Source organism: Bradyrhizobium sp. 23AC, from assembly GCF_054863025.1.
The window spans coordinates 482,741-506,306 of the sequence record NZ_JAVAYN010000003.1 but is presented as its reverse complement, the minus strand read 5'-3'; the positions used below and the strand labels follow the sequence as shown (position 1 = coordinate 506,306).

The 23,566-nt window shown below is 62.2% G+C and carries 25 protein-coding genes; 21 read left to right on the top strand and 4 right to left on the bottom strand.

The window, feature by feature from the left end; all coding sequences use genetic code 11:
- The first annotated feature begins 19 nt into the window (after positions 1-19).
- From RAD10_RS10735 to RAD10_RS10720, 4 genes are all read left to right on the top strand, one after another.
- Positions 20-1,573 carry a class I adenylate-forming enzyme family protein gene (locus RAD10_RS10735; RefSeq protein ID WP_461617431.1) on the top strand — a complete coding sequence of 518 codons (1,554 nt, stop codon included), beginning with the start codon at positions 20-22 and terminating at the stop codon, positions 1,571-1,573.
- A 7-nt stretch (positions 1,574-1,580) separates the two neighbouring features.
- Complete coding sequence (gene gabD / locus RAD10_RS10730) at positions 1,581-3,062, top strand: NADP-dependent succinate-semialdehyde dehydrogenase (RefSeq protein WP_461617509.1); 1,482 nt, start codon at positions 1,581-1,583, stop codon at positions 3,060-3,062.
- Between the two features lie 129 nt (positions 3,063-3,191).
- Positions 3,192-3,524, top strand: coding sequence for a hypothetical protein (locus RAD10_RS10725; protein ID WP_461617430.1), 333 nt, complete (start codon positions 3,192-3,194; stop codon positions 3,522-3,524).
- A 67-nt stretch (positions 3,525-3,591) separates the two neighbouring features.
- Complete coding sequence (locus RAD10_RS10720; protein ID WP_461617429.1) at positions 3,592-5,274, top strand: tannase/feruloyl esterase family alpha/beta hydrolase; 1,683 nt, start codon at positions 3,592-3,594, stop codon at positions 5,272-5,274.
- 220 nt (positions 5,275-5,494) lie between these two features.
- On the opposite strand, the gene RAD10_RS10715 is transcribed toward RAD10_RS10720, so the two are convergent.
- The 3 genes from RAD10_RS10715 to RAD10_RS10705 all read right to left on the bottom strand — a co-directional run bounded on the left by RAD10_RS10715 (position 5,495) and on the right by RAD10_RS10705 (position 8,299).
- Positions 5,495-6,394 carry an SMP-30/gluconolactonase/LRE family protein gene (locus RAD10_RS10715; RefSeq protein WP_461617428.1) on the bottom strand — a complete coding sequence of 300 codons (900 nt, stop codon included), beginning with the start codon at positions 6,392-6,394 and terminating at the stop codon, positions 5,495-5,497.
- Positions 6,391-7,566, bottom strand: coding sequence for a M24 family metallopeptidase (locus tag RAD10_RS10710; RefSeq protein WP_461617427.1), 1,176 nt, complete (start codon positions 7,564-7,566; stop codon positions 6,391-6,393). The genes RAD10_RS10715 and RAD10_RS10710 overlap by 4 nt, the downstream gene beginning before the upstream one ends.
- 73 nt (positions 7,567-7,639) lie before the next feature.
- Positions 7,640-8,299 carry a GntR family transcriptional regulator gene (locus RAD10_RS10705; protein WP_461617426.1) on the bottom strand — a complete coding sequence of 220 codons (660 nt, stop codon included), beginning with the start codon at positions 8,297-8,299 and terminating at the stop codon, positions 7,640-7,642.
- A gap of 227 nt (positions 8,300-8,526) precedes the next feature.
- Here RAD10_RS10705 and RAD10_RS10700 point away from each other — a divergent pair, with 227 nt between their 5' ends.
- The 7 genes from RAD10_RS10700 (at position 8,527) to RAD10_RS10670 (ending at position 14,539) form a co-directional block, all read left to right on the top strand.
- A complete protein-coding gene (locus RAD10_RS10700; protein WP_461617425.1) occupies positions 8,527-9,546 on the top strand; it encodes a TRAP transporter substrate-binding protein in 1,020 nt (339 codons plus the stop codon).
- Between the two features lie 74 nt (positions 9,547-9,620).
- Entirely contained in the window at positions 9,621-10,130 is a 510-nt protein-coding gene (locus tag RAD10_RS10695) for a TRAP transporter small permease (RefSeq protein ID WP_461617424.1), read from the top strand.
- A 61-nt stretch (positions 10,131-10,191) separates the two neighbouring features.
- Positions 10,192-11,472, top strand: a complete 1,281-nt coding sequence (locus tag RAD10_RS10690; protein WP_461617423.1) for a TRAP transporter large permease subunit — start codon at positions 10,192-10,194, stop codon at positions 11,470-11,472.
- A gap of 35 nt (positions 11,473-11,507) precedes the next feature.
- Positions 11,508-12,002 (top strand): type II 3-dehydroquinate dehydratase, encoded by a 495-nt coding sequence (locus RAD10_RS10685; RefSeq protein WP_461617422.1) that lies wholly within the window; start codon positions 11,508-11,510, stop codon positions 12,000-12,002.
- A gap of 14 nt (positions 12,003-12,016) precedes the next feature.
- Complete coding sequence (locus RAD10_RS10680) at positions 12,017-12,673, top strand: hypothetical protein (RefSeq protein WP_461617421.1); 657 nt, start codon at positions 12,017-12,019, stop codon at positions 12,671-12,673.
- A gap of 53 nt (positions 12,674-12,726) precedes the next feature.
- The gene (locus RAD10_RS10675; RefSeq protein ID WP_461617420.1) at positions 12,727-13,491 is read left to right on the top strand and encodes a sugar phosphate isomerase/epimerase family protein; all 765 of its coding nucleotides are present in this window, start codon (positions 12,727-12,729) and stop codon (positions 13,489-13,491) included.
- A gap of 16 nt (positions 13,492-13,507) precedes the next feature.
- Positions 13,508-14,539 (top strand): FAD-dependent oxidoreductase, encoded by a 1,032-nt coding sequence (locus RAD10_RS10670; protein WP_461617419.1) that lies wholly within the window; start codon positions 13,508-13,510, stop codon positions 14,537-14,539.
- A gap of 78 nt (positions 14,540-14,617) precedes the next feature.
- Here RAD10_RS10670 and RAD10_RS10665 read toward each other — a convergent pair whose 3' ends face one another.
- Positions 14,618-15,601 (bottom strand): LysR family transcriptional regulator, encoded by a 984-nt coding sequence (locus tag RAD10_RS10665; RefSeq protein WP_461617418.1) that lies wholly within the window; start codon positions 15,599-15,601, stop codon positions 14,618-14,620.
- Between the two features lie 102 nt (positions 15,602-15,703).
- Here RAD10_RS10665 and RAD10_RS10660 point away from each other — a divergent pair, with 102 nt between their 5' ends.
- Genes RAD10_RS10660 through RAD10_RS10615 form a run of 10 tightly spaced genes read left to right on the top strand, consistent with a single transcriptional unit; the run spans position 15,704 to position 23,555 of the window.
- On the top strand, positions 15,704-16,648 hold the full coding sequence (locus RAD10_RS10660; protein WP_461617417.1) for a ketopantoate reductase family protein: 945 nt from the start codon (positions 15,704-15,706) through the stop codon (positions 16,646-16,648).
- A gap of 4 nt (positions 16,649-16,652) precedes the next feature.
- Positions 16,653-17,039 (top strand): VOC family protein, encoded by a 387-nt coding sequence (locus RAD10_RS10655; protein ID WP_461617416.1) that lies wholly within the window; start codon positions 16,653-16,655, stop codon positions 17,037-17,039.
- Positions 17,040-17,051: 12 nt separating this feature from the next.
- Complete coding sequence (locus RAD10_RS10650; RefSeq protein WP_092259899.1) at positions 17,052-17,522, top strand: MaoC family dehydratase; 471 nt, start codon at positions 17,052-17,054, stop codon at positions 17,520-17,522.
- 26 nt (positions 17,523-17,548) lie between these two features.
- Positions 17,549-18,775: a CaiB/BaiF CoA transferase family protein gene (locus tag RAD10_RS10645; protein WP_461617508.1), complete on the top strand. Its 1,227-nt coding sequence runs from the start codon at positions 17,549-17,551 to the stop codon at positions 18,773-18,775.
- 3 nt (positions 18,776-18,778) lie between these two features.
- Positions 18,779-19,606 (top strand): shikimate dehydrogenase, encoded by an 828-nt coding sequence (aroE, locus tag RAD10_RS10640; RefSeq protein WP_461617415.1) that lies wholly within the window; start codon positions 18,779-18,781, stop codon positions 19,604-19,606.
- 6 nt (positions 19,607-19,612) lie between these two features.
- The gene (locus RAD10_RS10635; RefSeq protein ID WP_461617414.1) at positions 19,613-20,476 is read left to right on the top strand and encodes a shikimate dehydrogenase; all 864 of its coding nucleotides are present in this window, start codon (positions 19,613-19,615) and stop codon (positions 20,474-20,476) included.
- A 51-nt stretch (positions 20,477-20,527) separates the two neighbouring features.
- On the top strand, positions 20,528-21,196 hold the full coding sequence (locus tag RAD10_RS10630) for an amino acid ABC transporter permease (RefSeq protein ID WP_461617413.1): 669 nt from the start codon (positions 20,528-20,530) through the stop codon (positions 21,194-21,196).
- Positions 21,197-21,208: 12 nt separating this feature from the next.
- The gene (locus RAD10_RS10625; protein ID WP_461617412.1) at positions 21,209-21,865 is read left to right on the top strand and encodes an amino acid ABC transporter permease; all 657 of its coding nucleotides are present in this window, start codon (positions 21,209-21,211) and stop codon (positions 21,863-21,865) included.
- 56 nt (positions 21,866-21,921) lie between these two features.
- Complete coding sequence (locus RAD10_RS10620) at positions 21,922-22,749, top strand: transporter substrate-binding domain-containing protein (RefSeq protein WP_461617411.1); 828 nt, start codon at positions 21,922-21,924, stop codon at positions 22,747-22,749.
- Positions 22,750-22,808: 59 nt separating this feature from the next.
- The gene (locus RAD10_RS10615; RefSeq protein WP_461617410.1) at positions 22,809-23,555 is read left to right on the top strand and encodes an amino acid ABC transporter ATP-binding protein; all 747 of its coding nucleotides are present in this window, start codon (positions 22,809-22,811) and stop codon (positions 23,553-23,555) included.
- The last annotated feature ends 11 nt before the right edge of the window (positions 23,556-23,566 follow it).

Genomic DNA, 23,566 nt, shown 5'->3' with positions numbered 1-23,566 from the left:
CAAACGAAGCGGAGGAAACATGCTGCAGAGTAGCCTGATCGCGCCGATCCCGGCGCTGATCGAGCGGCATGCCAAGGAGCGGGGAACCAAGACCGCATTCGAGGATGCCGCAGGGAAGGTGAGCTACGGTGAGCTCGCCACAAGGACGGCGAATCTGGCCGGACACTTCGCGGCGCTCGGCATCCAGGCAGGCGACACGGTCGCTATCTTCCTGCCCAATTGCGTGCGCTGGGTCGAGACGTGCCTGGCGATCGCCAGAGCCGGGGCAATCGGGGTCCCGATCAGCTATGATGCCACCGAGAGCGAGGTGGTCTATCGCCTGCAGGATGCCGCTTGCACGATGGTCATCACTACCGATGAGCGTTCGGAGCTCATGGAGGCGATCCAGCAGCAATGTCCGGTGTTGAGCAGCGTCGTTCTGGTGGAACGCGGGCCGAGCCGAGAACAGGGCCCGCGCTACGAACAACTGGCGTCGACGAAGGCGGCGTTGGCGCCGCGCGATTCGCTGGGAATGCAGGAGCCGGCCTTCATCATCTACACTTCCGGAACGACCGGCCGCGCGAAGGGCGTCCTGCTGTCGACCCACAGCATGCTCTGGATCGCCGCATCGTGTTGGGCGCCCATCTCGATGCTCTCGGAAAAGGATGCGGTGCTTTCGCCGCTCCCGCTGTTTCACTCCTACGCGCTAAATTTCTCTGTCCTCAGCATCCTTGCCGCCGGCGCAAGCGAGTACATCCTCGAGAAGTTCTCAACTAGCGAAGTGCTGCGGCTGCTGGGAAGCGGCAGGTTCACCTTGTTTCCCGGTGTGCCGACGATGTTCCACTACTTGCTGGAAGCGGCAAAGGGCCGGGACGAGGTGAACCTGGCTGGCGTTCGGCTGGCGATCTCCGCCGGCGCCATCATGCCGGCGACCTTAAACCGCGAGTTCGAGTCCCGGTTTGGTGTCAAGTTGCTGGACGGTTATGGGATCACCGAGACCTCGACCATGGTAACCATGAACTGGCCGGCTGGCGGCCGCGTGTTGGGCTCCTGCGGGCTTCCAATCCCTGGCCTTGCTGTCCGTATCGTTGACTTGGCCGGAAACGATGTACCGTTTGGGGCCGAAGGTGAATTGATCGTGCGCGGGCCGAATGTCATGATCGGCTATCACAACAAACCGGAGGAGACGGCGGCTGCCTTGCGCAACGGCTGGTATCACACCGGCGATCTCGCCAGGAGTGATGAAAACGGGTTCCTGACTATTACGGGGCGCCTCAAGGAGCTGATCATCCGCGGCGGGCAGAATATCGCGCCCGCCGAGATCGAGGAGGTCGTCAGCGGATGCGAGCAGGTAGTGGATTGCGCTGTCGTGGGCGTACCGCACCAGCATCTCGGCGAAGTGCCCGCGCTGTTTGTGGTGAGCCGGGTGGCCTCACCTGATGGCGAGGTGATCATCGCGCATTGCCGCAAGCATCTGTCCTCCTACAAGGTGCCTGAACGCGTGGTCTTCGTCGCCGAGATTCCGCGCACCGGATCCGGCAAGATCATTCGCTTCAAGCTACGCGATGCTTTCCTATCCAAGTCCTCGGGATAAATTTGTAATGACAATACAAGAGAAGATCGCAGCCGGGCTCAAGCTCAATGATCTGTCGCTGCTGCGCGATAGGTGTCTGATCGACGGAGTGTGGTCGGCGGCGGACAGCGGCGGTACGCTGACCGTTACCAATCCCGCAACCGGTGCGGCGTTGACAACGGTGCCCAACATGGGCGCCTCGGAGACACGTCGGGCAATTGCCGCGGCCGACGCCGCCTGGCCCGGCTGGCGCGCGCGGACCGCCAAAGAGCGCGCCGCAATCCTGCGCAAATGGTTCGAACTGGTGATGTCCAATCAGGAAGACCTCGCCGTTATCATGACCGCCGAGCAAGGCAAGCCGCTGACGGAAAGTCGCGGCGAGATCGCCTATGCGGCGTCATTCATCGAATGGTTCGCCGAGGAGGGAAAGCGTGTCTATGGCGATACCATTCCGGGTTTCACCGCCGATAGGCGCATCATCGTCCTCAAGCAGCCAATCGGCGTCTGCGCCGCGATCACGCCGTGGAATTTTCCCGCAGCCATGATCACCCGCAAGGCTGGCCCGGCGCTCGCCGCCGGTTGCACTATGGTGGTCAAGCCTGCAAGCCAGACGCCGCTCTCCGCGCTTGCGTTGGCGGTGCTGGCGGAACGTGCGGGCATCCCGAGCGGCGTTTTCTCGGTCGTGACTGGGTCGGCAAGCGCGATCGGCGGTGAGATGACGTCCAATCCGGCCGTGCGCAAGGTGACGTTTACGGGCTCGACCGAGATTGGCAAGAAGCTCATGGCGCAGGCGGCATCGACCGTGAAGCGTACATCGATGGAGCTGGGTGGCAACGCGCCTTTCATCGTGTTTGACGATGCGGACATCGAGGCGGCGGTGCAGGGCGCCATTGCATCGAAATATCGCAATGCTGGACAGACCTGCGTCTGCGCCAATCGCTTGTTCGCACAAGACAGGGTCTACGACGCCTTTGTTTCCCGGCTTTCCGAGGCCGTGAAATCGATGAAGGTGGGCGATGGTTTCGAGCCAGGCGTGGCAATCGGGCCGCTCATCAATCTCGATGCGGTGCAGAAGGTCGAGCAGCATATCACCGATGCTGTAACCAAAGGAGCGCGCATTGTCGCCGGCGGACAACGCCATGCCCTCGGACACTCCTTTTACCAGCCGACGGTGCTGGCGGACAGTACGCCGGACATGCTCATCTTCAAGGAAGAGACCTTCGGCCCCGTCGCGCCGGTGTTTCGTTTCTCTTCGGAAGAGGAGGTGATCAGGCTGGCCAATGCGACGGAGTTCGGTTTGGCCGCCTATTTTTATGGTCGGGACATCGGCCGTATCTTCCGCGTAGCGGAGGCGCTCGAGTACGGCATCGTCGGAATCAACGAAGGCATCATCTCGAGTGAGGTCGCTCCGTTCGGCGGTATGAAGGAGAGCGGCAACGGCCGTGAGGGCTCCAAATACGGGATCGAGGACTACCTGGAGATCAAGTATCTCTGTCTCGGAGGTATCTGAGCGCAGCCTTGGACATCTTGAATTCATTCACATGAGCAAAACGCGACAGATGCGGGCTTGCGAGCTTCAGACGATCGAATCTGGCGAATGCGATCTCTGTGTTCCGCAAGACAGTGGGGAGAATGAGAAATGAAAGCTGTGGTCGTCGAAGAATATACAACGATCGACGGCGTTCGACTGAAGGAGGTCGCCAAGCCGGAGATATCCAGCGGTAAAGTGCGAGTCCGGGTACAGGCTGTGGGCATTGGTTTTGTCGATGGCCTGAAAGTACAGGGGCTCTATCAAACCAAGGATCCGCTGCCCTTTACGCCCGGGAGCGAATTCTCCGAGGCGCTAGCTGGTAGGATTGTTCTGCCCGGCGCGCGCTCAGTGACAGATTGCGACACGCTTTGGTCAAACCCAGACTGGCTACGAAGCAAGTTGCGCCCTCGAGCAAGTCCGCAACGCCAGCAACGCGGATGAAATGCCCTTGCCAAAATGAAGAATAAACGTAATAATTATAAAATATAAACAAATCGGGAGGAGGCCGGTGAAGTCTGGCTTGGTATCGGTAGTCGCGCTCGCTGCCCTCCTTGAATCGACAGCAGTTGTCCGCGCAGAGGGTGAGAGCTGCTCGCCGGTCAGCACTGCTTCGCTTGGTGTCTCCAACGTCGAAGTCGTCGGTTCGAAGCTCCAGGAAGCCAGCAACGGTGTAGCAAAGCATTGCATCGTGACCGGCTTCGCCAACCAGCGCACTGGTGGGGATGGAAAGTCCTACGCTATTCACTTCGAGATCAGGCTGCCGGCCGAGTGGAACGGCCGCTTCCTGCACCAGGTGAACGGCGGCAATGACGGCATCGTGGTCCCCGCCCTTGGCCCCAAACCCGACGGTCTTGCATCGGGCGGCACAGTGCAGCTGGCGCGAGGTTTCGCTGTGCTGTCGTCGGACAGCGGCCATTCGGGCTCCGATCCCGCGAACAAGCCGCTGGGGCTTGCAGCAGGTGCCGCCTTCGGGCTCGATCCGCAGGCGCGGCGCGACTATGGCTACGCCGCCGACATGACTCTGTCGCCCGTCGCCAAAACGATCATCACGCTGCATTACGGCCGCAAGCCTGATCGGTCCTACATGGCCGGCTGCTCCAACGGCGGGCGTCATGCGATGGTTGCCGCCTCCCGCATGCCCGAAAATTACGATGGCTTCCTCGTCGGCAATCCCGGCTTCGATCTGCCACGCGCCGCGGTCCAACACGCCTGGGATGTGCAGGCTTTCCTGAAGGCTGACCCTGATCTCCGCAAGTCGATTACCAAAGAGGATGCGCAACTCGTATCCTCGCGCATCACGGAGGCCTGCGACGCGCTGGATGGTGTCAAGGATGGCCTCACGTCCAATCTCGCAGCCTGCCAGAAGGCCTTCGACCTCAAGAGCCTCATTTGCGCGCCGGGCCAAACCAATGCGTGCCTGCCTGAAGCCAAGGTCGATGCGCTGAAGACCAGCCTTGCCGGGCCGAAAAATTCGAAAGGCGAGGCGCTCTATTCGGACTGGCCGCTCGATGGCGGCGTCGGCACCGGCAATTGGCGCGCCTGGAAGGTCGAGAGCACGGTCGCACCCTGGAACAACTATCCGATCATCGCCACGATGGGGGCAGCGTCGCTGAACTATATTTTTTCGACCCCGCCTGTTGCGGTGGAAGGCAGCAACGACAAGCTCATTGACGCGCTAAAGGCCTACGACTTCGACAGGGACGCGCCAAAGATATTCGCCAAGGACGGCACGTTCACCGAATCGGCCATGGAGTTCATGACGCCCCCCGATGTTGACGACCCCAAGCTCACAGGCCTGCAAGCGACCGGACGCAAGATGCTCATCTATCACGGTCATGCCGATCCGGTGTTCTCGGTCAACGACACCATCCGGTGGTATGGCCGGCTGAACAAGAACGCGCAGGGCCATGCCGATGGCTTCGTGCGCCTCTTCACCATACCCGGCGGGACACATTGCGGCGGCGGAGTTGCACTCGACAAGTTTGATGCTCTGACGGCGCTGACCGATTGGGTGGAGCAGGGCAAGGCGCCTGAGCGGATAGTTGCTTCCATCGATCCGGCCAACAAGGAAATTCCGGGGACGTGGAGCCCCCATCGTACCCGGCCGCTTTGCGTCTATCCGTCGTATGCGGCCTATTCCGGCTCGGGCGATACCGAGGAAGCGAGCAATTTCGTCTGCAAGGCGCCGTAGCGCGGCTGAGCGTCTCCCCAATCCTCGCTGCGGGACAGTCGGATCGCGCCGCAGTATGGGATCCGGCCCAAATTCCTGATGCAATCGAGCGTTCCGCTTCGAGCAGATTGGCTTGACTCTTCGGTCATGCTGGCCGCGCCTTTTCGAGACACGATGAGGGCTGACCAAGTCGTTGTGGCTTCTGCCGCAGGATACGACAGCGACGGACAGGAGGGCGTCTTCAGTCCGCCGTCCCAAGCACAAAGCGGTGCTCCGGAAGGCCCTGCGCGAGGCCGTGGATCGCGAGGAGGTGACCGGCTTCGGGCTCGCTGCTCAATTGCCCGGTGTCGAGAAACTTTCGCGCGCTCGTGACGAACATGGTCTTGTGGTCGCTGCCGCCGAAACAGACGCAGGTCGGATTGGTCACGGGCAGGGAAATAACGATGTCGATCTGGCCGTCCGGTCGATAACGCGCTATGCGCCCGCCGGAGAAGAACGCCGTCCAGAGCCCGCCATCGACGTCGACGCAGGCGCCGTCAGGGCGCTCTCCGGACGCTGCGTAGTCTGCGAACAGTCGCCTGTTGCTGATCGTGCCGTCATCGAGATCGAAATCGAAGCACCAGGTGCGATAGCGCCGCGTGTCCGTGAAATAGAGCGTGCGGCTGTCCGGCGAAAACGTAATGCCATTGGTGACGATGACATCGGCGAACATGCGCCGGACTGCGCCGTCGCCGTCGACGCGATAGAGCGCGCCGTTCGGTCGATGCAGCTCGTTATCCATCGTTCCGATCCACAGGCGCCCCCGCGCATCGACCCGTCCGTCGTTGAGCCGATTGTCGACCCCCGTTTCGACCTCGCAGATGCGGCTCACGATGCCGCTCACCGCATCGCGACGAAACAGGCTGAGATCCTGCGCGAGGATGTGCGAGCCGTCGGAGGCCAAGGCCTGGCTGCCGAGAAACCGGCAGTCGTAGCGGATCGTCTCGTGCGCGCCCGTCGCGAGATCGAAAGATTGATGAAGTTGCCGGTCGATATCGACCCACCAGAGCTTGTTCGTGCGGCCGCACCAGAGCGGCGTCTCACCGAGAATATCCGTCGTGGCGACTGCGGTCTCCACCTTGTGGGGCGGGATCGTCATCATCCCGAAATCCGGCTCCAACCGCGCGAGCCGTCTCCGAAGGCCTGATATCCGTCCGAGGTCACCGCGATCGTATCCTCGAGCTTGATGAAGCCCCGTCGCGCGTGAGGCAGCGTGGTCTCAATCGAGATGACCATGCCGGCCTCGAGAGGTACGCTGGCGTCGTCGGCGGGATAGGGAATGGGGCCGCTCGCCGTGAGGCGCGGCGCTTCGTGGCTGACGATGCCCATGCCGTGGGCAACGAAGTGCATCTGCTTGCCATGAGGGGACCGTGCGAGCGCTTCGGTTGCGGCGGCGTAGATATCGCTGCCCGTGAGACCCGCGCGGATCGGAGCGCGGGCCGCCTGCTGGATCAGATCGACTTCCGCGAGCAGATCGACAAGTTCGCCGTCCGGCGCGCCGTGCACGGCCATCCGGCAGAGATCGCCGATGTAACCTCTATAGTTCCCGCCTGAATCGAGCGAGACGATATCGCCGGGTTCGAGACGTTGTTCAGACGGAGCCCGGTTAAGGCTCGTTCCCATCGTCACGAGCGCGTATTCGAAGATCATGTCGCGGGAAAGTTCGGCCTGACGCAGATGATCGATGATCTTGCGCTTGCTTTGTCCGGGGCGGGTGCGGCTGACCGCGTCCATCATGGAAGCGACGACACGCTCGGACGCCTCGCGGAGGATCTCCAACTCGGCCGCGGTCTTGATGGACCGCAGTTTCTCAAGCGGGCGCATCGCCTCGACGAGCTGGCAGTTGGGGAGTTCGCTGCGCAGCAGGTCCGCCGCATCGGCCGGCAGGAACGACATCTCGGCGCCGACATTTAGCGCAGATGTTGCGGCAGCTTTTACGTGCTCGAGAGCGAGTGTCATCGCTTCGACCGAGGTTGACGACCCGAACACGACCGGCGGCATCCAATATCCGGCGCTGGTTCTGTTCTGGATGCTGTCCCGTTCGTTCCGGTTGGCGATATAGGCCGACTTGTCCAGAGCGCCCTTCACGTAGACGAAGATGGGCAGATACCGGCTGATGCCGATGGCTTCCATAAAATCGAACTGGAAGTGATAGTACCCGCCGAGAAGGTACTGAATGTTGTGTTTCGAGGTGACGATCAGGACGTCGATGCCGAAATCATCGAGTAAGTCGTCAAGCCTGGCCATGGAAAATGGAATTTTTTCGGAGTGCATCTATCGTTCTTTTCGCAGACGACTTGATCCTTGACGCGAAGCCTTGACGTTCAACCTTAGTGGGAGAGGGTGGTCAGGTGTCTTTCCAGGACGATAGGGCATGCGCGACGCAGCCGTTGATATGTTCGCTGAGGACAGTCCGCGCGCTCTTGATGTCCCGCTTTAGGGCGCATTCCAACAGCGCCTTGTGCTGGTTGATCGTCTCCGTGCCCCGATAGCGCAGCGCATAGCGAAAGTATTTGTCGAACACGATCGAATGGGTGTGCATCAACTCGCGCGATCCGCAGGCCGAGATTAGCGCCTGGTGGAACTCGCCGTCATAGCGCTTGCGCAGCTCGGGATCGTCGCCCTCCCTGAGGACGGTGCGTTCTGTGGCCGCCAGCTTGTGATGCGCGGACACCACGCGGCCCTCCCACTCGACATCGCCGGCACGGAACGACTCGGCCATCGCGTGATGCTCGAGCAGGATGCGCAGATCGGCGAGCTCGCGCAAATTCTGGATCGAGATCGGCGCCACCTCGAAGCCACGCTGGCCTTCGGCGACGACGAAACCCTCTGATGCCAGGCGATTGAGGATCTCGCGCAGCGTCGAGATGCTGACGCCATAGTCCTCCTTCATCGCATCGAGCTTGAGACGCCCCGATGGCGTGAGCACGCCGAAGATGATGTCCGACCGGATGCGCTGATAGCCGCTGTCGCCCGCCGACAAAGGCCGTTCCTCAACTACCGTCATGCCTTCTGATCCCGCTTGTCCGGATCGCCGGCCACCCCGCGGGCGCCGAACCATCAATGTTGCCAGCAATATAGCAGAACTCCACCATCAGACGTCTATAGAAATATCATATGAAATGAATAATGACATTTGACACGGAAATATATGTATGATGTGTAAATAAACGGAGGGTACGAAGAATGATGGCTTAAGCCGCCGTTCGTGCCCTAGGGAATAGGGAGGAAACGATGAGCTTGTTGGTACGGGCGCTGTCTGCGACGGCGATCTGCGTGGCGCTGACGGTTGGCGCATCCGCCGCCGATGACATTCAGGAGCGCACGATCAGGTGGGGCCACCTGAACAACACCGATCACCCCGTCAGCTTTGGCGTGCAGAAGTTTGCCGAGATCCTGCTGGCGAAGAGCGGGGGCAAGATGAAGGTTCGCGAGTTCGCGGCTTCACAGCTCGGCAACGAATTGCAGCAGCAATCGGCGCTGCGCGGCGGCACGCAGGAGATGCTGTCGGCCTCGACCACGTCGCTCGCGACCGTCGTTCCGGAGTTCGGCCTGATCGATTTCCCGTTCCTCTTCAACACGACCGAGCAGGCCGACGCGCTGGCAACCGGCAAGTTCGGCAAGGCGATGATCGATACGCTGCCATCGAAGGGGCTGATCGGCCTCGGTTATTGGGGCCTGGGCTTCCGCAACGTCACCAACAGCACCCGCCCGATCACCAAGATCGAGGATTTCAGCGGCCTCAAGCTTCGCGTGATTCCGAATCCGGTCTATCTCGAAAGCTTCAGCGCCTTCAAAGCCAACCCGGTCCCGATGGCCTTCGGGGAGCTGTATTCGGCGCTGGAGACCCGCACCGTGGACGGCCAGGAGAATCCCTACACGGTCATTCTCTCCAACAAGTTCTACGAAGTGCAGAAATACGTCTCCGCCACCAACCACACCTTCACCCTGAACATCATCCTGGTGAGCAAGGCTTTCTGGGACAAGCTGTCGCCGACCGAGCAGCGGCTGATGCACGAGGCCTATGAGGAAAGCCGCGGCTACCAGAAGGAGCAGACGCGCCTTCAGACCGAAAAGGCGCTGGCGGAATTGCAGGCCAAGGGCATGCAGTACAACGCGATCGCCCCCGAGGAGACCGAGCGCATGCGCAAGGCGGTGCAACCGGTCGCGGACAAGATTTCGGCCAATCTTCGCTCCGAGACGGTGAAGCTGTTCAACGACGAAGTCGAGCGCATCCGCAAGGACGTGAAGTAGCTGGCTTCTCTATCGCGGAAAGCGGCGGAGCCGGCCAACGGCCGGCTCACGCCCCATTTGCCCGGACCTGACGCATGGCGCGATTTCTCGACCTCTATTGCTCGTTCCTCAAAGCCGTCATTGCCGCGTGTCTCGCGGTCATGGTGGTCCTGGTCTTCGGCAATGTGGTGCTGCGTTACGGCTTCAATTCCGGCATCACGATTTCCGAGGAGCTGTCGCGCTGGCTGCTGGTCTGGCTGACCTTCCTCGGCGCCATCGTCGCGCTGCGCGAGCACGCCCATCTCGGCGTCGACACCCTGGTCCGGATGCTGCCGGCTCTCGGCAAGCGCATCTGCTTCGTCATCAATTATGGCCTGATGCTGTTTGCCGACTGGCTTTTGCTCTCCGGCAGCTGGCGCCAGACCCTGATCAACATCGACGACCGCGCGCCGGCCACCGGCCTGTCGATGGCCATCTTCTACGCCGTCGGCGTGATCTTCGGCGTGTCGGCCGGCGTGATCCTTCTCTACGACCTGCTCCGCGTTCTCGCCGGACAGGCCAGCGAAGCCGACATGGTCGCCGTCAAAGAATCGGAAGAGCACTGATGCCATCTCTTCGAACCTTGCCGGCCGGCGCTCAGTTGCTGCACACCACCGGGATCATGGCATGACGATCGCCGTCTTCACATTCTCGCTGCTCGGCGCCATGGCGCTGGGCATGCCGATCGCCTTCGCGCTCCTCATTTGCGGCGTCGCCCTGATGAGCACGATCGACATGTTCGACGCCCAGATCGTGGCGCAGAACGTGATCAACGGCGCGGACAGCTTTCCGCTGATGGCCATTCCCTTCTTCATGCTCGCCGGCGAGATCATGAACAAGGGCGGGCTGGCCAAGCGCATCGTCAATGTCGCCCTCGTTGCGGTCGGGCATTTCCGCGGCGGGCTCGGTTACGTCACGATCCTGGCATCCTGCATTCTCGCCTCGCTGTCAGGCTCGGCCGCCGCCGACGCCGCGGCGCTCGCAGCCTTGCTGGTGCCGATGATGGTGGCCGCGGGACACAAGAAGTCCTACGCGGCGGGTCTTGTCGCGGCCGGCGGCATCATCGCGCCCGTGATTCCGCCCAGCATCGGTTTCGTCATCTTCGGCGTTGCCGCCGGCGTCTCGATCTCGAAACTGTTTCTGGCCGGCATCGTGCCCGGACTGTTGCTCGGGGCGGGACTGTGCCTCGCCTGGGCCTGGGTCGTACGGCAGGAAAATTTGACACCGCCGCCGCGGGCCTCGATGTCCGAGATCGTGAAGGCCGTCGTCGACGGCTTCTGGGCGCTGATGCTGCCTGTCATCATCGTGGTCGGCCTTCGTTTCGGCATCTTCACGCCCACGGAAGCCGCGGTGGTCGTTGCCGTCTATTCGCTGTTCGTGGCGACCTGCGTCTACCGCGAGCTGAAGCTGTCGCAGCTTTACGAGGTATTCGTTTCCTCCGCCGTGACGACGAGCATCGTGATGTTTCTGGTGGCCGCGGCGCTGGTGTCCTCCTGGCTCATCACGGTGTCCGAAATTTCCACCCAGGTCGTCACCCTGCTGAAGCCGTTCATGGGGAACAACACGATCCTGATGCTGGCGATCATGGTCGTGGTGGTGATCGTGGGCACAGCGCTCGACATGACGCCGACGATCCTGATCCTGACGCCGGTCCTGATGCCGATCATCAAGGCGGCGCATATCGACCCCGTCTATTTCGGCGTTCTCTTCATCATCAACAACTCCATCGGACTGATCACCCCCCCGGTCGGAATCGTGCTCAACGTCGTCTGCGGCGTCTCCAGGATCAGCATGGAGGATATCATCAAGGGTGTCTGGCCCTTCATGATCGCGCAGCTGATTGTCCTGTTCGCGATGGTGCTGTTCCCGGGACTGGTGACGATTCCGGCGAAATGGTTCGGCGGTTAGTCGCGCAGCATTGGCAAAAGGACACGAGGGATAAAATGGCTGCCAAAATCATGATCCTGAATGGACCCAATCTGAATTTTCTCGGCATCAGAGAACCGCACATCTACGGCCGGACGACGCTGAAGGAGATCGAGGCGAGTTGTCATGCGCTGGCCGATCATCTCGGGGCTTCGATCTCGTTCCATCAGTCCAACATGGAGGGCGAGCTCGTCGGCCTGATCCAGTCCGCTCACGGCAAGGCGGACGCGATCATCATGAACCCGGCGGGCTATTCCTTCACGTCGATCGCGCTGATCGATGCGTTGAAGATCTTCGAGGGGGTGAAGATCGAGCTGCATATCTCGAACATTCATGCGCGCGACGAGCTTCACCGTCACTCGATCACGTCGAGCGCCTGCACGGCGGTCATCTGCGGCTTGGGTCCGTACGGCTATATCGCCGCGATCCTGGCGGCCGTGCAGCGGCTCGGACAATTGCCCGAAACGATCCCGCCGGCGCTGCACGGGCTTGCGGCCGCGGGCCAAGCGTAAGCAGGGAGAGCGCGATGCGCGGAGCGGGATTCCTCGCCATCTGGAGCGACGTCGAGGCGCACGATCTGACCGACTACAGGCATTGGCTCACGCGCGAGCACACTACCGAGCGGGTGACGACGAGGGGTTTCCTGGCGTCGCGTGTCTTCCGCGCGACACGCGACGACATCAATCGCTTCTTCATCCTGTACGAGCTTGAGGCGCCCGAGGTCCTCGATGGCGAGGCCTATCTGGCGCGCCTCAACGCACCAACTCCCTGGTCGCAGCGCATCATGCCCAAGCTCGGGAACTTCGTGCGGGGTGGGGGCGTCATGGTCGCGCGGGCAGGGCGGGGCGAGGGGGCCACGATCATGGCGCTGCGGATCGAAAAACTGCCGGCAGGTACGCAAAAATTGGCCGAGGCGCTCGTTGCGTGCGACGGGATCGCCGCCGTGCAGATCGGCGCAACCGACGAGGCGCGGACGTTGGTGCCGACGACTGAGAAGGGCATGCGGAAGGACGAGGGCTTTTTCGCCGGGCTTCTGCTGGTCGAGGCACTCGACGAGGCCTCGTTGCAGGCCGCCTTGCAGCAGGCGCGCACGATTGCGCCCGACGTCATGGACCGGGCGAGCGAGCCGGAAGTCTATCAGGGTATGTTCGCGCTCGACGCCCGCATCGCGGATTTCGGCTGATGGCCACGTTCTCGCTCGCCGCATTAACCGTGCTCGAGCTGGCGCCGCCCGAGATGATCGAGCTGGCGGCGCGTTGCGGCTACGACAAAGTCGGGCTGAGGCTGCTGCCGGCAACGCCTGGCGGGGTCGCCTACCGTCTGATGGACGATGCGCCGCTGTTGCGGGAGACACTCCGGCGGTTGCAGTCGACGGGCGTGACCGTCGCCGATATCGAGGTCGTTGCATTCAGACCGGAGACGGATGTTGGCTCCTTCACACCCTTCTTCGAGGCGGGGGCGCGCCTCGGCGCCAAACACATTCTCGTCGCCGCCTACGATCCGGATCTGGCACGATTTTCCGACCGCTACCGGCAGTTTTGCGAGGCGGCGGCACAGTACGGTCTGACGTCCGATCTCGAATTCATGCCCTGGACCAGCGTTCCGGACCTCGAGACCGCAATCCGGATCGTCTGTGGTATCGATCATCCCGCTGCCGGCATTCTGGTCGATGCGCTGCATTTCGATCGATCGCAGAGTTCGCTTGCGGATCTCCGCACCATCCCCGCGCGGCGGCTGCACTACTGGCAACTCTGCGACGGTCCGGCCGAACGCCCGTCGACGACGGAGCAGCTCATCCATGCCGCGCGCGAGGAGCGGATGTTTCCGGGCGAGGGCGGCCTAGATATCGTCGGACTGGCGAGGGCGATGCCGGACGACCTCACCATCAGCATCGAGGTTCCGACCGTCCAGTTGGCGAAGACTGTTGATGCCGAAACGCGTGCGCGCCGGGCGCTCGCGGCGGGCAAGACCGTGGTCGAGAGGGCGCGCGCGAACTCCTGAAGGAAGGGTGCTCCGGATGCCGCAAGGCGATCGCTCCTGGGACGTCGAGACCGATCTGCTGGTCGTGGGCGCAGGTGCGGCCGGAATGACGGCAGCGTTGGTCGGTGCCCTCGAAGGCCTCAACGTTGTCCTTTGCGAAAAGTCGAAGATGGTTGGCGGGACGACCGCGACCTCTGCCGGTACCGTCTGGATCCCGGGCAGCCGGCAGGGACAGCTTGCCGGAACGCCCGATACGGTCGATGCCGCGCGCACCTATCTGACCGCGATGCTCGGCGAGCACGCAACTGACGAACGCCTGGATATGTTCCTCAAGGCCGGGCCGGTCGTGCTCGACTATCTCGAGCAGAAGACAAACGTGCGGTTCGCTGCGCCGCCGATCCATCCCGACTACAAGCAGCTTCCGGGGGCGGCGATCGGCGGTCGCGCGCTCGGGGCCGTTCCGTTCGACGGCCGCAAGCTCGGCGACGACTTTGCCCGCATCCGGCCGCCGCGCCGGGAATTCATGGTTCTCGGCGGCATGATGGTCGGGAAGGCGGATATTCCTGCGCTGCTGGCGCCCTTCCGCAACTGGACGAATTTTCGGCACGTCATCGGTCTTCTGACCCGACATGCCCTGGATCGCATCAGCCACAAGCGCGGAACACGCCTGATCATGGGCAACGCGCTTGTCGCAAGACTGTTTGAGGGCGTCCGCCGCGCCGGCGTCGACCTGAGATTTGAGACCTGCGGCGCCTGCGTGAGATCTTCCCCGGTCGCGTCGATGGACCCGACCTGGGAGGTTCGGAAGTCCGTCCGGAGGGCGAAGCCAGTCCGACGGTCGAAGCCGACCGGTTGCCGGTCACGTCGCCGGGGGTGCAGCCCGTCATCGTGGAGGCCGACACCATCGGGGGGGTGGCCGAGGACCGTGCCATGGTCACGACGGACGCGGAGATGCATGTCCCGACCATGCAGCCGGTTGTCCCCACCGCCACGAGGTTGCCGGCGTCGCCGTACCGCTTGCCGTTGTCGCGTCCGCGGCCGCCGACCTAGGCCCCAGCCAGAAGCTTAAGCTGCTGTCTTGCGCAAGGCGGACGTTTAGCTTCGATCGTATGGCAGCGAAGAGCCGAAAACTGCCTCAATTAGCGCTTCACTGCGACCGTATTTTGCGTGGGCCTCGTTTCTTTGGCCGACTGGAAGGATGCAGACCCCGCACCTCCTGTTGTTGAAAAAGTTCCGCGCAGATGCCACGCAGCCATTGGCTTGCCGGGTCGTGATGGAAGCGGGCATGCCAATATTGCTTCACTGTAAAGCCGGCGATCGCCAGCGGGCAGTCGAGCACGCGCAGTCCGTAATAGTGAGCCAGCGTTTCGCCAATGTGCCTTGGCAGGGTGGCGATCAGGTCGGTCGTCCCCACGATTGCGGGCAGTCCCAAAAAGCCGGGTAGCTCAAGCGCCACGTCAAGGACTATCCGCTGCTCCTGTAGCGCGGTCGCGAGCAACTGATGTCCAGTGCCGGAGCGAATGAGGACGTGGGCCTCGCGCCTGAAATCCTTTGCGGTGATGCGGTCGCGGATCCGGGCATGTTTGGCGTTCGCCAAGCAGACCCAATCCTGCGGGAAAAGTGCCTGTTGGAAATGTCCGGCGTCGAGACCCGAGATGTAGCCGAGGGCCAGATCGGCTTCACCGGATTGTAGCATCCGTGGGGTGTCCGCGCCGATCTGTGTCGCCTCGATACGAACGCCCGGGGCGACGCGGCGGATGTGAGCGAGGATGGACGGAAGCAGCGTGACGTGGCTTCCATCCGTCATGCAGATCGCAAAACGGCGCTTTGCGGTTGAGGGATCGAAGTCGGTGCGAAGCTCAGCCAGACGACGCAGCGTTTCCAGGGCCTGCCTCGCCGTGCCGATGAGAGCCTCGGCGCGCGGCGTTGGCAGCATTCCCTCCGCCGACCGGATGAAGAGCGGATCGTCCAGTTCCTTACGCAGTCGCGCCAGCCAGATCGAGATGGTCGGCTGACTTTGACCGAGCTTTTCTGCTGCCTTGGTGACGCTGCCCGTGGTGAATAACGCGTCGAAGAGCCTCAGCAGGCGCGGGTCCAGCAGGTTGGTCTCGACATTATCCGGGTGCTTCATTGCGATTCGCAATAATGGATATAAAGATCATATCATATCTTAATAGCGATCGGCCTGCTACCACGCCTCCAGCGCCAAGAAGGGCGCGCGGGGAAGCGTCGGATGAGGATCTGCTTTATTGGAGCGGGAGCCTTGGGCTCGACCATCGGCGGCACGCTGGCGCGCGGCGGGGTCGAGGTCTGGCTCATCGATCCGTTCCAGGCTCATGTCGACGCCATCAATGCCGCGGGCCTTCGGATGCTCGAAGGCGACGCCGAAACCATCGCGAAGGTCGCTGCCTGCACCTCGGCGGCCCAAGTCGGCGTAGAGGCCGACCTCGTCATCGTCCTCGTCAAATCCTACCACACGCGGGATGCCATCCGGGCGGCAGCGCCGATCATCGGGCCGCAGACGGTTGTGATGTCGCTTCAGAACGGTCTTGGTCACGAGGACATCCTTTCGGAGGAAGTTGGTCGTGACCGGGTCATGGCGGGCAAGACCTACGTTGGTGGCGTGCTGCTTGGCCCCGGTCATGTTCGCTCCGGGATCATCGGCAAGGAAACCATCATCGGTGAACTTGACGGACGCTTGACGGAACGCGCGCAGCGAATCTCCGAGGCTTTCAATCGTGCCGGCATTCTCACGCTGCTCAGCGACAACATCCTGGGCACGATGTGGGACAAGCTTTTTATCAACGTCGCCGGCGGCGGCGTCACCGCCATTACCGGCCTGACCTATGGCGGCCTCTATTCGCTCCCCATCCTGAAGGATTGTGCGCTGGCAGCGATTTCAGAGGGCATCGCGGTAGCGCAGGCGGCCGGCGTGAAGATCTCGATTACCGACCCGCTCCGCGCCTGGACAATGGCATCTGCCGGTCTGCCGCCCGAGTTCAAAACGTCGATGTTGCAGAGCTTGCAATCCGGCAATCCGACCGAGGTTGACTACATTCACGGCTCCGTCGTGCGTTGGGGCGCCAAGCTCAACGTGCCGACCCCGGTCAATTCTACCCTCGTCGCGTTGGTCAAAGGGCTCGAATACGCCCGCAGCGACTATCCTGGAAAGAGCTGAGACGATGTCGCTGCCTCGCGCTTATATCGAGCACGTCGCGATCCGTGTGCCGGACATTGATCGTCACGTCGACTTCTTTCGTGAGGTGCTTGGTCTCGCCATTCGCGACGAGCAACCCGCCGATGGTGCGCGCCCGCGCCAGGTATGGGTGCTCGGAAGCGTGCAACTCATCGAAGATCCGAATTTTGTCGGACCGGAAGGGCGTCTCGCCCATCTCGGCATCATGGTCGACGACTACGAAGGCGTGCTCGCCCGCGCCGCCGCCTGGGGCGCCAGGGCGTTGCCCGCGGGGCCGAACTGGCTCGAACTGCCGAGCGGGCTCAACGTCGAAATCTTGCAAGCCGGCGCAGGCGCTGTGGAAGCCGCCCTGGCGATCAATCCACGGGCTTGAGGAAAACGCGACATGATCGATGAGCGCTACTGGGACGATGCCAAGGTCGGTGACGAATGCGTCACCCCCTCAGTGACGGTCACCGAGGCGATGGTGAATGCCTATGCCGAGTTGACGGGTGATTTTACCCCGGTCCATGTCGACGAGGAATACGCCAAGACCACGCCATTCGGCACGCGCGTCGCGCACGGGCTGTTTGGTCTGTCGCTGGCCGACGGTTTGAAGACCCGTGCCGACTACCGCTTCCTTCCAGGAATGTCGCTGGGCTGGACGTGGGATTTCAAGCTGCCGATCAAGCTCGGCGACACCGTGCACGTGAAGTTCCGTGTCGGCTCGATGCGCGCCACGAAGCGTGATGGGTGGGGCATCGTGGTGCTGCCCTCGGAGCTGATCAATCAGCGCGGCGAAGTGGTGCAGCTAGGTGAGCATCGGTTGATGATTCCGATGCGCCCGAAGAACAACGCCGCTGGAGAGCAGGCATGACCGCGCAAGATCTGCCGCTCCAAGATCTGCCGCTCCAAGATCTGCCGCTCAAAGGCATTCGCGTCATCGACTACAGCCATTTCCTGGCAGGCCCGTTCATGGGCCGTTGCCTCGCCGCGATGGGCGCGGAAGTCATCAAGGTGGAGCGCCCTAGGGAAGGCGATGCGGGACGCGCCCACGGATTCTTCAAGGACGGGCAATCCGGCTACTTCCTGCAGCAGAACATGGGAAAGCAGGGGCTCTGCATCGACCTGCGCGACAAGCGCGGTCTCGACATGATGATGAAGCTCGTCGACACGGCCGATGTCTTCATCGAGAACTACCGCCCCGGTGCACTCGAGCGCCTCGGGCTCGGTTACAATGCGCTATCGGCACGGAATCCCAGACTGATCTACTGCTCGGTCTCCGCCTACGGACACACCGGCCCCTATGCCGACCGTCCGGGCTTCGGTCTGATCGCAGAGGCGATGTCGGGTGCACTGGCGCAACTGGGCACTCCCGGTGAAGCTCCGCCGTTGCTGCGGATGCCGCTCGCAGACATGTATACCGGCATCCACGGCGTAGCAGCCGTCAATGGGGCGCTGGTCGGCCGCGTATCGTCTGGCCGCGGCCAACACATCGATCTAGCGCTGTACGACTGCATGGTCTCGATGCACGATTATGCGGTTCAGCGTTACTTCCTCTCCAACGGCGCCGACATGCCGAAGCAGACCGGCAGCGGACAACCGGACTCGACCGTCTACGGCGTCTTTCCGGCCAAGGACGGCAATCTTGTCATCGCCGCCCAGGTCGATGATGCCTGGCGGCGATTGGCGACGCTGATCGGCGGGAGCGCGTTGGCATCCGACGAACGCTTCGCCAAGCCTGCTGCGCGCAACGCCCATTACGCCGAGGCCATGGAGATTGTGCGCAACTGGACTCTGTCACAGCCGTCTCGAAATGCCTGTCTGGCGGCACTCGAGGAAGCAGGTGTGCCGTCCGCTCCCGTGCAGACCATCGAAGAGGTCGTGAAGGATCCGCAGATCCACGCGCGTGGCATGCTGGTCGAGCAGGAGCACCCCGTGCTGGGCAAGGTGACATTGCCGAACCTGCCCTTCCGCTTCTCCGATTGCGACACCACGGTGCGCACTCCGGCGCCGCTGCTCGGCCAGGACAATCGGCGCATTGCCGCGTCACTGGGGTTGTCGGCCGAAACCGTCGACGCGATGGTGCGCGACGGCGTGCTGCACAACGAAGTCGCAGTGCAGGAGTGAGCGATGAGCGATCGTTATGCGGTGATTGGCAATCCGATCGGCTTCAGCAAGTCACCCCTTATCCATGGCACTTTCGCCAGAATGACGGGACAGGACCTTATCTATGAGGCAATCGAGGGACCCCTCGATGGTTTCAACGAGCGAGTTGATCAATTCCGGACCGAGGGCGCCAAGGGGCTGAACATCACCGCCCCGTTCAAGCTCGATGCCTTCGAGTACGCAAACGAGCTTTCGGAGAGTGCCGAGCGAGCTGGCGCCGCAAACTGCCTGAAGTTCGTCGGCGATCGGATCATTGCCGAGAATTTCGACGGGATCGGCCTCGTCCGTGACATCACCGTCAATCTCGGCGTCAAAATGGCCGGCCGCCGCGTCCTGATGCTCGGCGCTGGAGGAGCGGCGCGCGGCGCGATGCTGCCGTTCCTGCGCCAGGAGCCCTCGGAGCTGGTTCTCGTCAACCGAACGCTGTCGAAAGCTGTGGCTTTGGCCGAAGAGTTTGCCGGCTGTGGTCCCCTGATCGTCAGCGGCTATGCTGAACTGGCCGATCTCGCGGAGGGCTACGACGTCGTTGTCAACGCGACGTCGGCCAGTTTGCGCGGTGAAATGCCGCCGCTTCCAGGCAATGTCTTCCGCGGTGCGGAGCTGGCTTACGAACTCGCCTACGGCAAGGGGCTCACTCCCTTTCTGCAAGCGGCCCGCGCCGAAGGCGTAGCCAAGCTCGCCGACGGCGTCGGCATGCTGGTGGAGCAGGCGGCAGAAGCTTTTGCCTGGTGGCGCGGCGTTCGACCGAGCACGGCTCAGGTCATCGCCGAGCTGACCCTTCCATTGCGCTGACGGGCTATGCCGAGCATTCAACCCAAACCCAGCTTCCTCGTCGGCCTGATCGGCAGCGGCATTGCTGCGTCCCGCACGCCGCCCATGCACGAAGCGGCCGCTGACGCCGCTGGCATTCGCTATCTCTACAAGAAGATCGACCTGTCCGACTTGAAGCTCGGTGCGGAGGCATTGCCGGAATTGCTCATGGCCGCGAGGCGGATGGGCTTTGACGGGCTGAATGTGACCCATCCCTGCAAGCAGGCGATTATTCCACTTCTGGACGAGCTCTCGCCTGACGCGGAGGCGCTTGGCGCCGTGAACACCGTGGTCGTCAGGAATGGCCGGATGACCGGCCACAACACCGACTGGTTCGGCTTCGCCGAGAACTTTCGCCGCAACATGCAAGGCGCATCACTCGGTCGGGTCGTCCAGTTCGGCGCGGGCGGCGCAGGCGCGGCAGTCGCCTTTGCGCTGATGAAACTCGGCGTGCAGGAGTTGATCATTGTCGACTTGGATCTGGCCAAGGCGCAGAGCGTGGTGGACGGATTGTCCTCCCGATTTGCAGCAGGGCGCTTAAAGGCCGGCCAGGATGTTGCAACGGCCGTGGCGGCCGCAGACGGAATCGTCAACGCAACGCCGATCGGCATGGAGAAGTATCCGGGCACGCCGCTGCCGACGGCCTTGCTGCGTCCCGATCTATGGGTCGCCGAGATCGTCTATTTCCCGCTGGAAACCGCACTGCTGCGCGAGGCGCGCGCCCTCCGTTGCCGCACCGTCGACGGTGGCGGCATGGCGATCTTCCAGGGCACCGAAGCATTCCGCCTGTTCACGGGTATTTCACCCGATCCAGACGTCTTCTTCTCAACCTTCGCATCCCTGGGAGGGTGACACCCGGCCGATGGGCGAGCGGCACGCACAACGCCCGAGAGGAAACGCAAGATGGGCTATACGCTCGATTTCTCGGTGGTTTGGCATGCCATGCCCGCGCTGCTGTGGGGGTGCGTGGGCACGTTGGGGCTGGCGCTTGCCGGCATGACACTGGCGATGATCATCGGCGTCGCCGGCGTCGCGGCACGCGATTCGAAGGCGGCCTGGTTACGTGCCATCGTGATCGGCTTCGTCGAGATCGTGCGCAATACGCCTTTCCTGGTGCAGATCTTTTTTCTGTTCTTTGCACTGCCGCTCGTCGGATTGAAGCTCAATCCGACCGCCACCGCCATTATCGCACTCGGCGTGAATGGAGGCGCGTACGCCATCGAGATCATCCGGGGCGGTGTGCAGTCTGTTCACCAAGGACAGGTTGAGGCCGGCTACGCGCTCGGATTGCACAAAGGACAGGTGTTCCGCTTCATTGTACTCAAGCCCGCGCTTCGCGCGATCTACCCCTCGCTCACGGGGCAGTTCATCATGCTGACGCTGACCTCGTCGATCTGTTCGGCCGTCTCCGCCTATGAACTGACGTCGGTTGCGCAGCGCATCGAAAGCGACACATTCCGCAGCTTCGAGGTCTATTTCTTCGTCACCTTCCTCTACCTCGCGATCTCCTGGCTGCTGATGTCGGGCTTCGCGATCATCTCCCTCCGCTTCTTCTCATATCCGACGCGCTGAGGAGGACGAAATATGACACCGTATTTCGGTCTTCCCGAGTTCGGCTTCCTGCTGCATGGTCTGCAATGGACGGTGCTGCTGACGCTGGTTGCATTCGTCGGCGGCTGTACAGCCGGCCTGATCGTCGCGCTGTTGCGCACCTCTGGTCACAAGACCGTGGAATGGATGGTCCGGATCTATATCGGGATCTTCCAGGGCACGCCGCTGCTGCTGCAACTGTTCGTGGTGTATTACGGCTTGGCGCTCGTCGGATTGAAACTGTCAGCGTTCGTGGCGGTCGCAATCGGGTTCACCGTCAACGCCTCCGCCTTTCTCGGCGAGATCTGGCGCGGTGCAATACAGGCCGTGCCTCGCGGCCAGTCCGAGGCGGCAATGGCGCTCGGCCTGCATTATTCCTCCCGCATGCGCGACATCGTGCTGCCGCAGGCGATCCGCATCTCGCTGCCGGCGACCATCGGCTATCTCGTGCAACTCATCAAGGGCACCTCGCTCGCCGCCATTGTCGGCTTCATCGAACTCGCCCGCGCCGGTCAAATCGTATCGAACCAGACCTACCAGCCGTTGCTCGTCTTCGGCGTGGTTGGCGCGATGTATTTCATCCTCTGCTGGCCACTCTCATGGTGGGGCAGCCGGATGGAGGCCAGGCTCGCCCTGGCCAATCAAAGGTAGGAACGGCGCACCTACCCAATCAAATACAGCCATCACCAGGAGGAGGAGAACACCAAATGCTATTTTCGATCACTCGCCGCCAGCTCGGCATCGCGATACTCGCAGTGGCGGCTGTCGCCACGGCGGGCAAATTGCAGGCCGCTACGTTGGAAGACGTGAAGAAGAAGGGCGTCGTCGTCATCGGCATTCAGGGCGATAATGCGCCTTGGGGCTTTGTCGACAGCTCGGGAAAGCAGGACGGCATCGATGCCGACATGGGCCGTGCGTTCGCTGAATTCCTTGGCGTGAAGGCCGAGTTCGCACCTCTGGCCGTGGCCAATCGTATCCCGGCACTGACCACGGGCCGTGTGGACATCCTGTTCGCGACCATGGCTATGCTGCCGGAGCGTGCGAAGGCGGTGCAGTATTCCAAGCCGTATGTCGCGAATGAGATTACGCTTGTCGCGGCCCAGGCAACGCCGATCAATAGCAATGCCGATATGGGCAAATATGTCATCGGTGTCCCGCGCTCCTCGACGCAAGATACGCAGGTCACCAACAACGCCCCGTCCGGGACCGAAATCCGCAGATTCGACGATGACGCGGCCACGATACAGGCACTGCTCTCTGGCCAGGTCCAGGCCGTGGGTGCGAACTTGTTTTACCCGCAGCGTTTGAATGCCGCGAAACCGGAGCTCGGGTTCGAACCGAAGCTTCATTTCTCCGCTCTATACAACGGCGCATGTACGCGCCTGGGAGACAAGGAGTGGAACGAGACGGTCAACAAGTTCATCGACCAGATCAAGTCGAACGGCAAGCTGGCCGCCTTCTATGCCAAATGGATGAAGGTGCCGGTCCCGGTTTTCCCCGACGCGGTCCCCGGCGTCCCTTTCACCGTTCAGTAGTCCCTGCGAGCGGCCAACGCGCGATCCGCGTTGGTCGCCGCCCGACAGCGGAGGCCAGCATGCAGGACCAGATCCTGATCGAAATGAAGCGTGTGCAGAAGTGGTACGGCGGGTACCAAGCTCTCCGCGATGTCGATCTCACCGTGCGCAAGGGCGAGAAGATCGTGCTCTGCGGTCCGTCCGGTTCGGGCAAGTCGACGCTGATCCGCTGTATCAACCGCCTGGAGGCGATCCAGCAGGGCAGTATCGTGGTGAACGGTCATCGGCTGGACGACAGCATCAAGGCGATCGATGTCGTACGTCAGGACGTCGGCATGGTTTTTCAGAGCTTCAACCTTTTTCCGCATATGACGGTGTTGCAGAACTGCATGCTCGCCCCCATTCGCGCGCGCCGCATCGGCAAGACCGAGGCAGAGGCGACCGCGCGAAAATACCTGGAGCGGGTACGCATCGGTGACCAGGCCGAGAAATATCCGGCTCAGCTTTCGGGCGGCCAGCAGCAACGTGTCGCGATCGCGCGTGCGCTCTGTATGCAGCCCAAGGTGATGCTGTTTGACGAGCCGACCTCGGCTCTCGATCCTGAAATGGTCAAGGAAGTGCTCGATACGATGATTGGCCTTGCCAATGACGGCATGACCATGATTTGCGTCACCCACGAGATGGGCTTTGCCCGCCAGGTTGCCGATCGTGTCATCTTCATGGCCGAGGGGCACATCATCGAGGAAGGCGCGCCCGACGCTTTCTTTCGCAATCCACAGCACGCCCGCACCAGGCAGTTCCTCGGCGAGATCCTTGCCCATCACTGAACGGAGTTCTT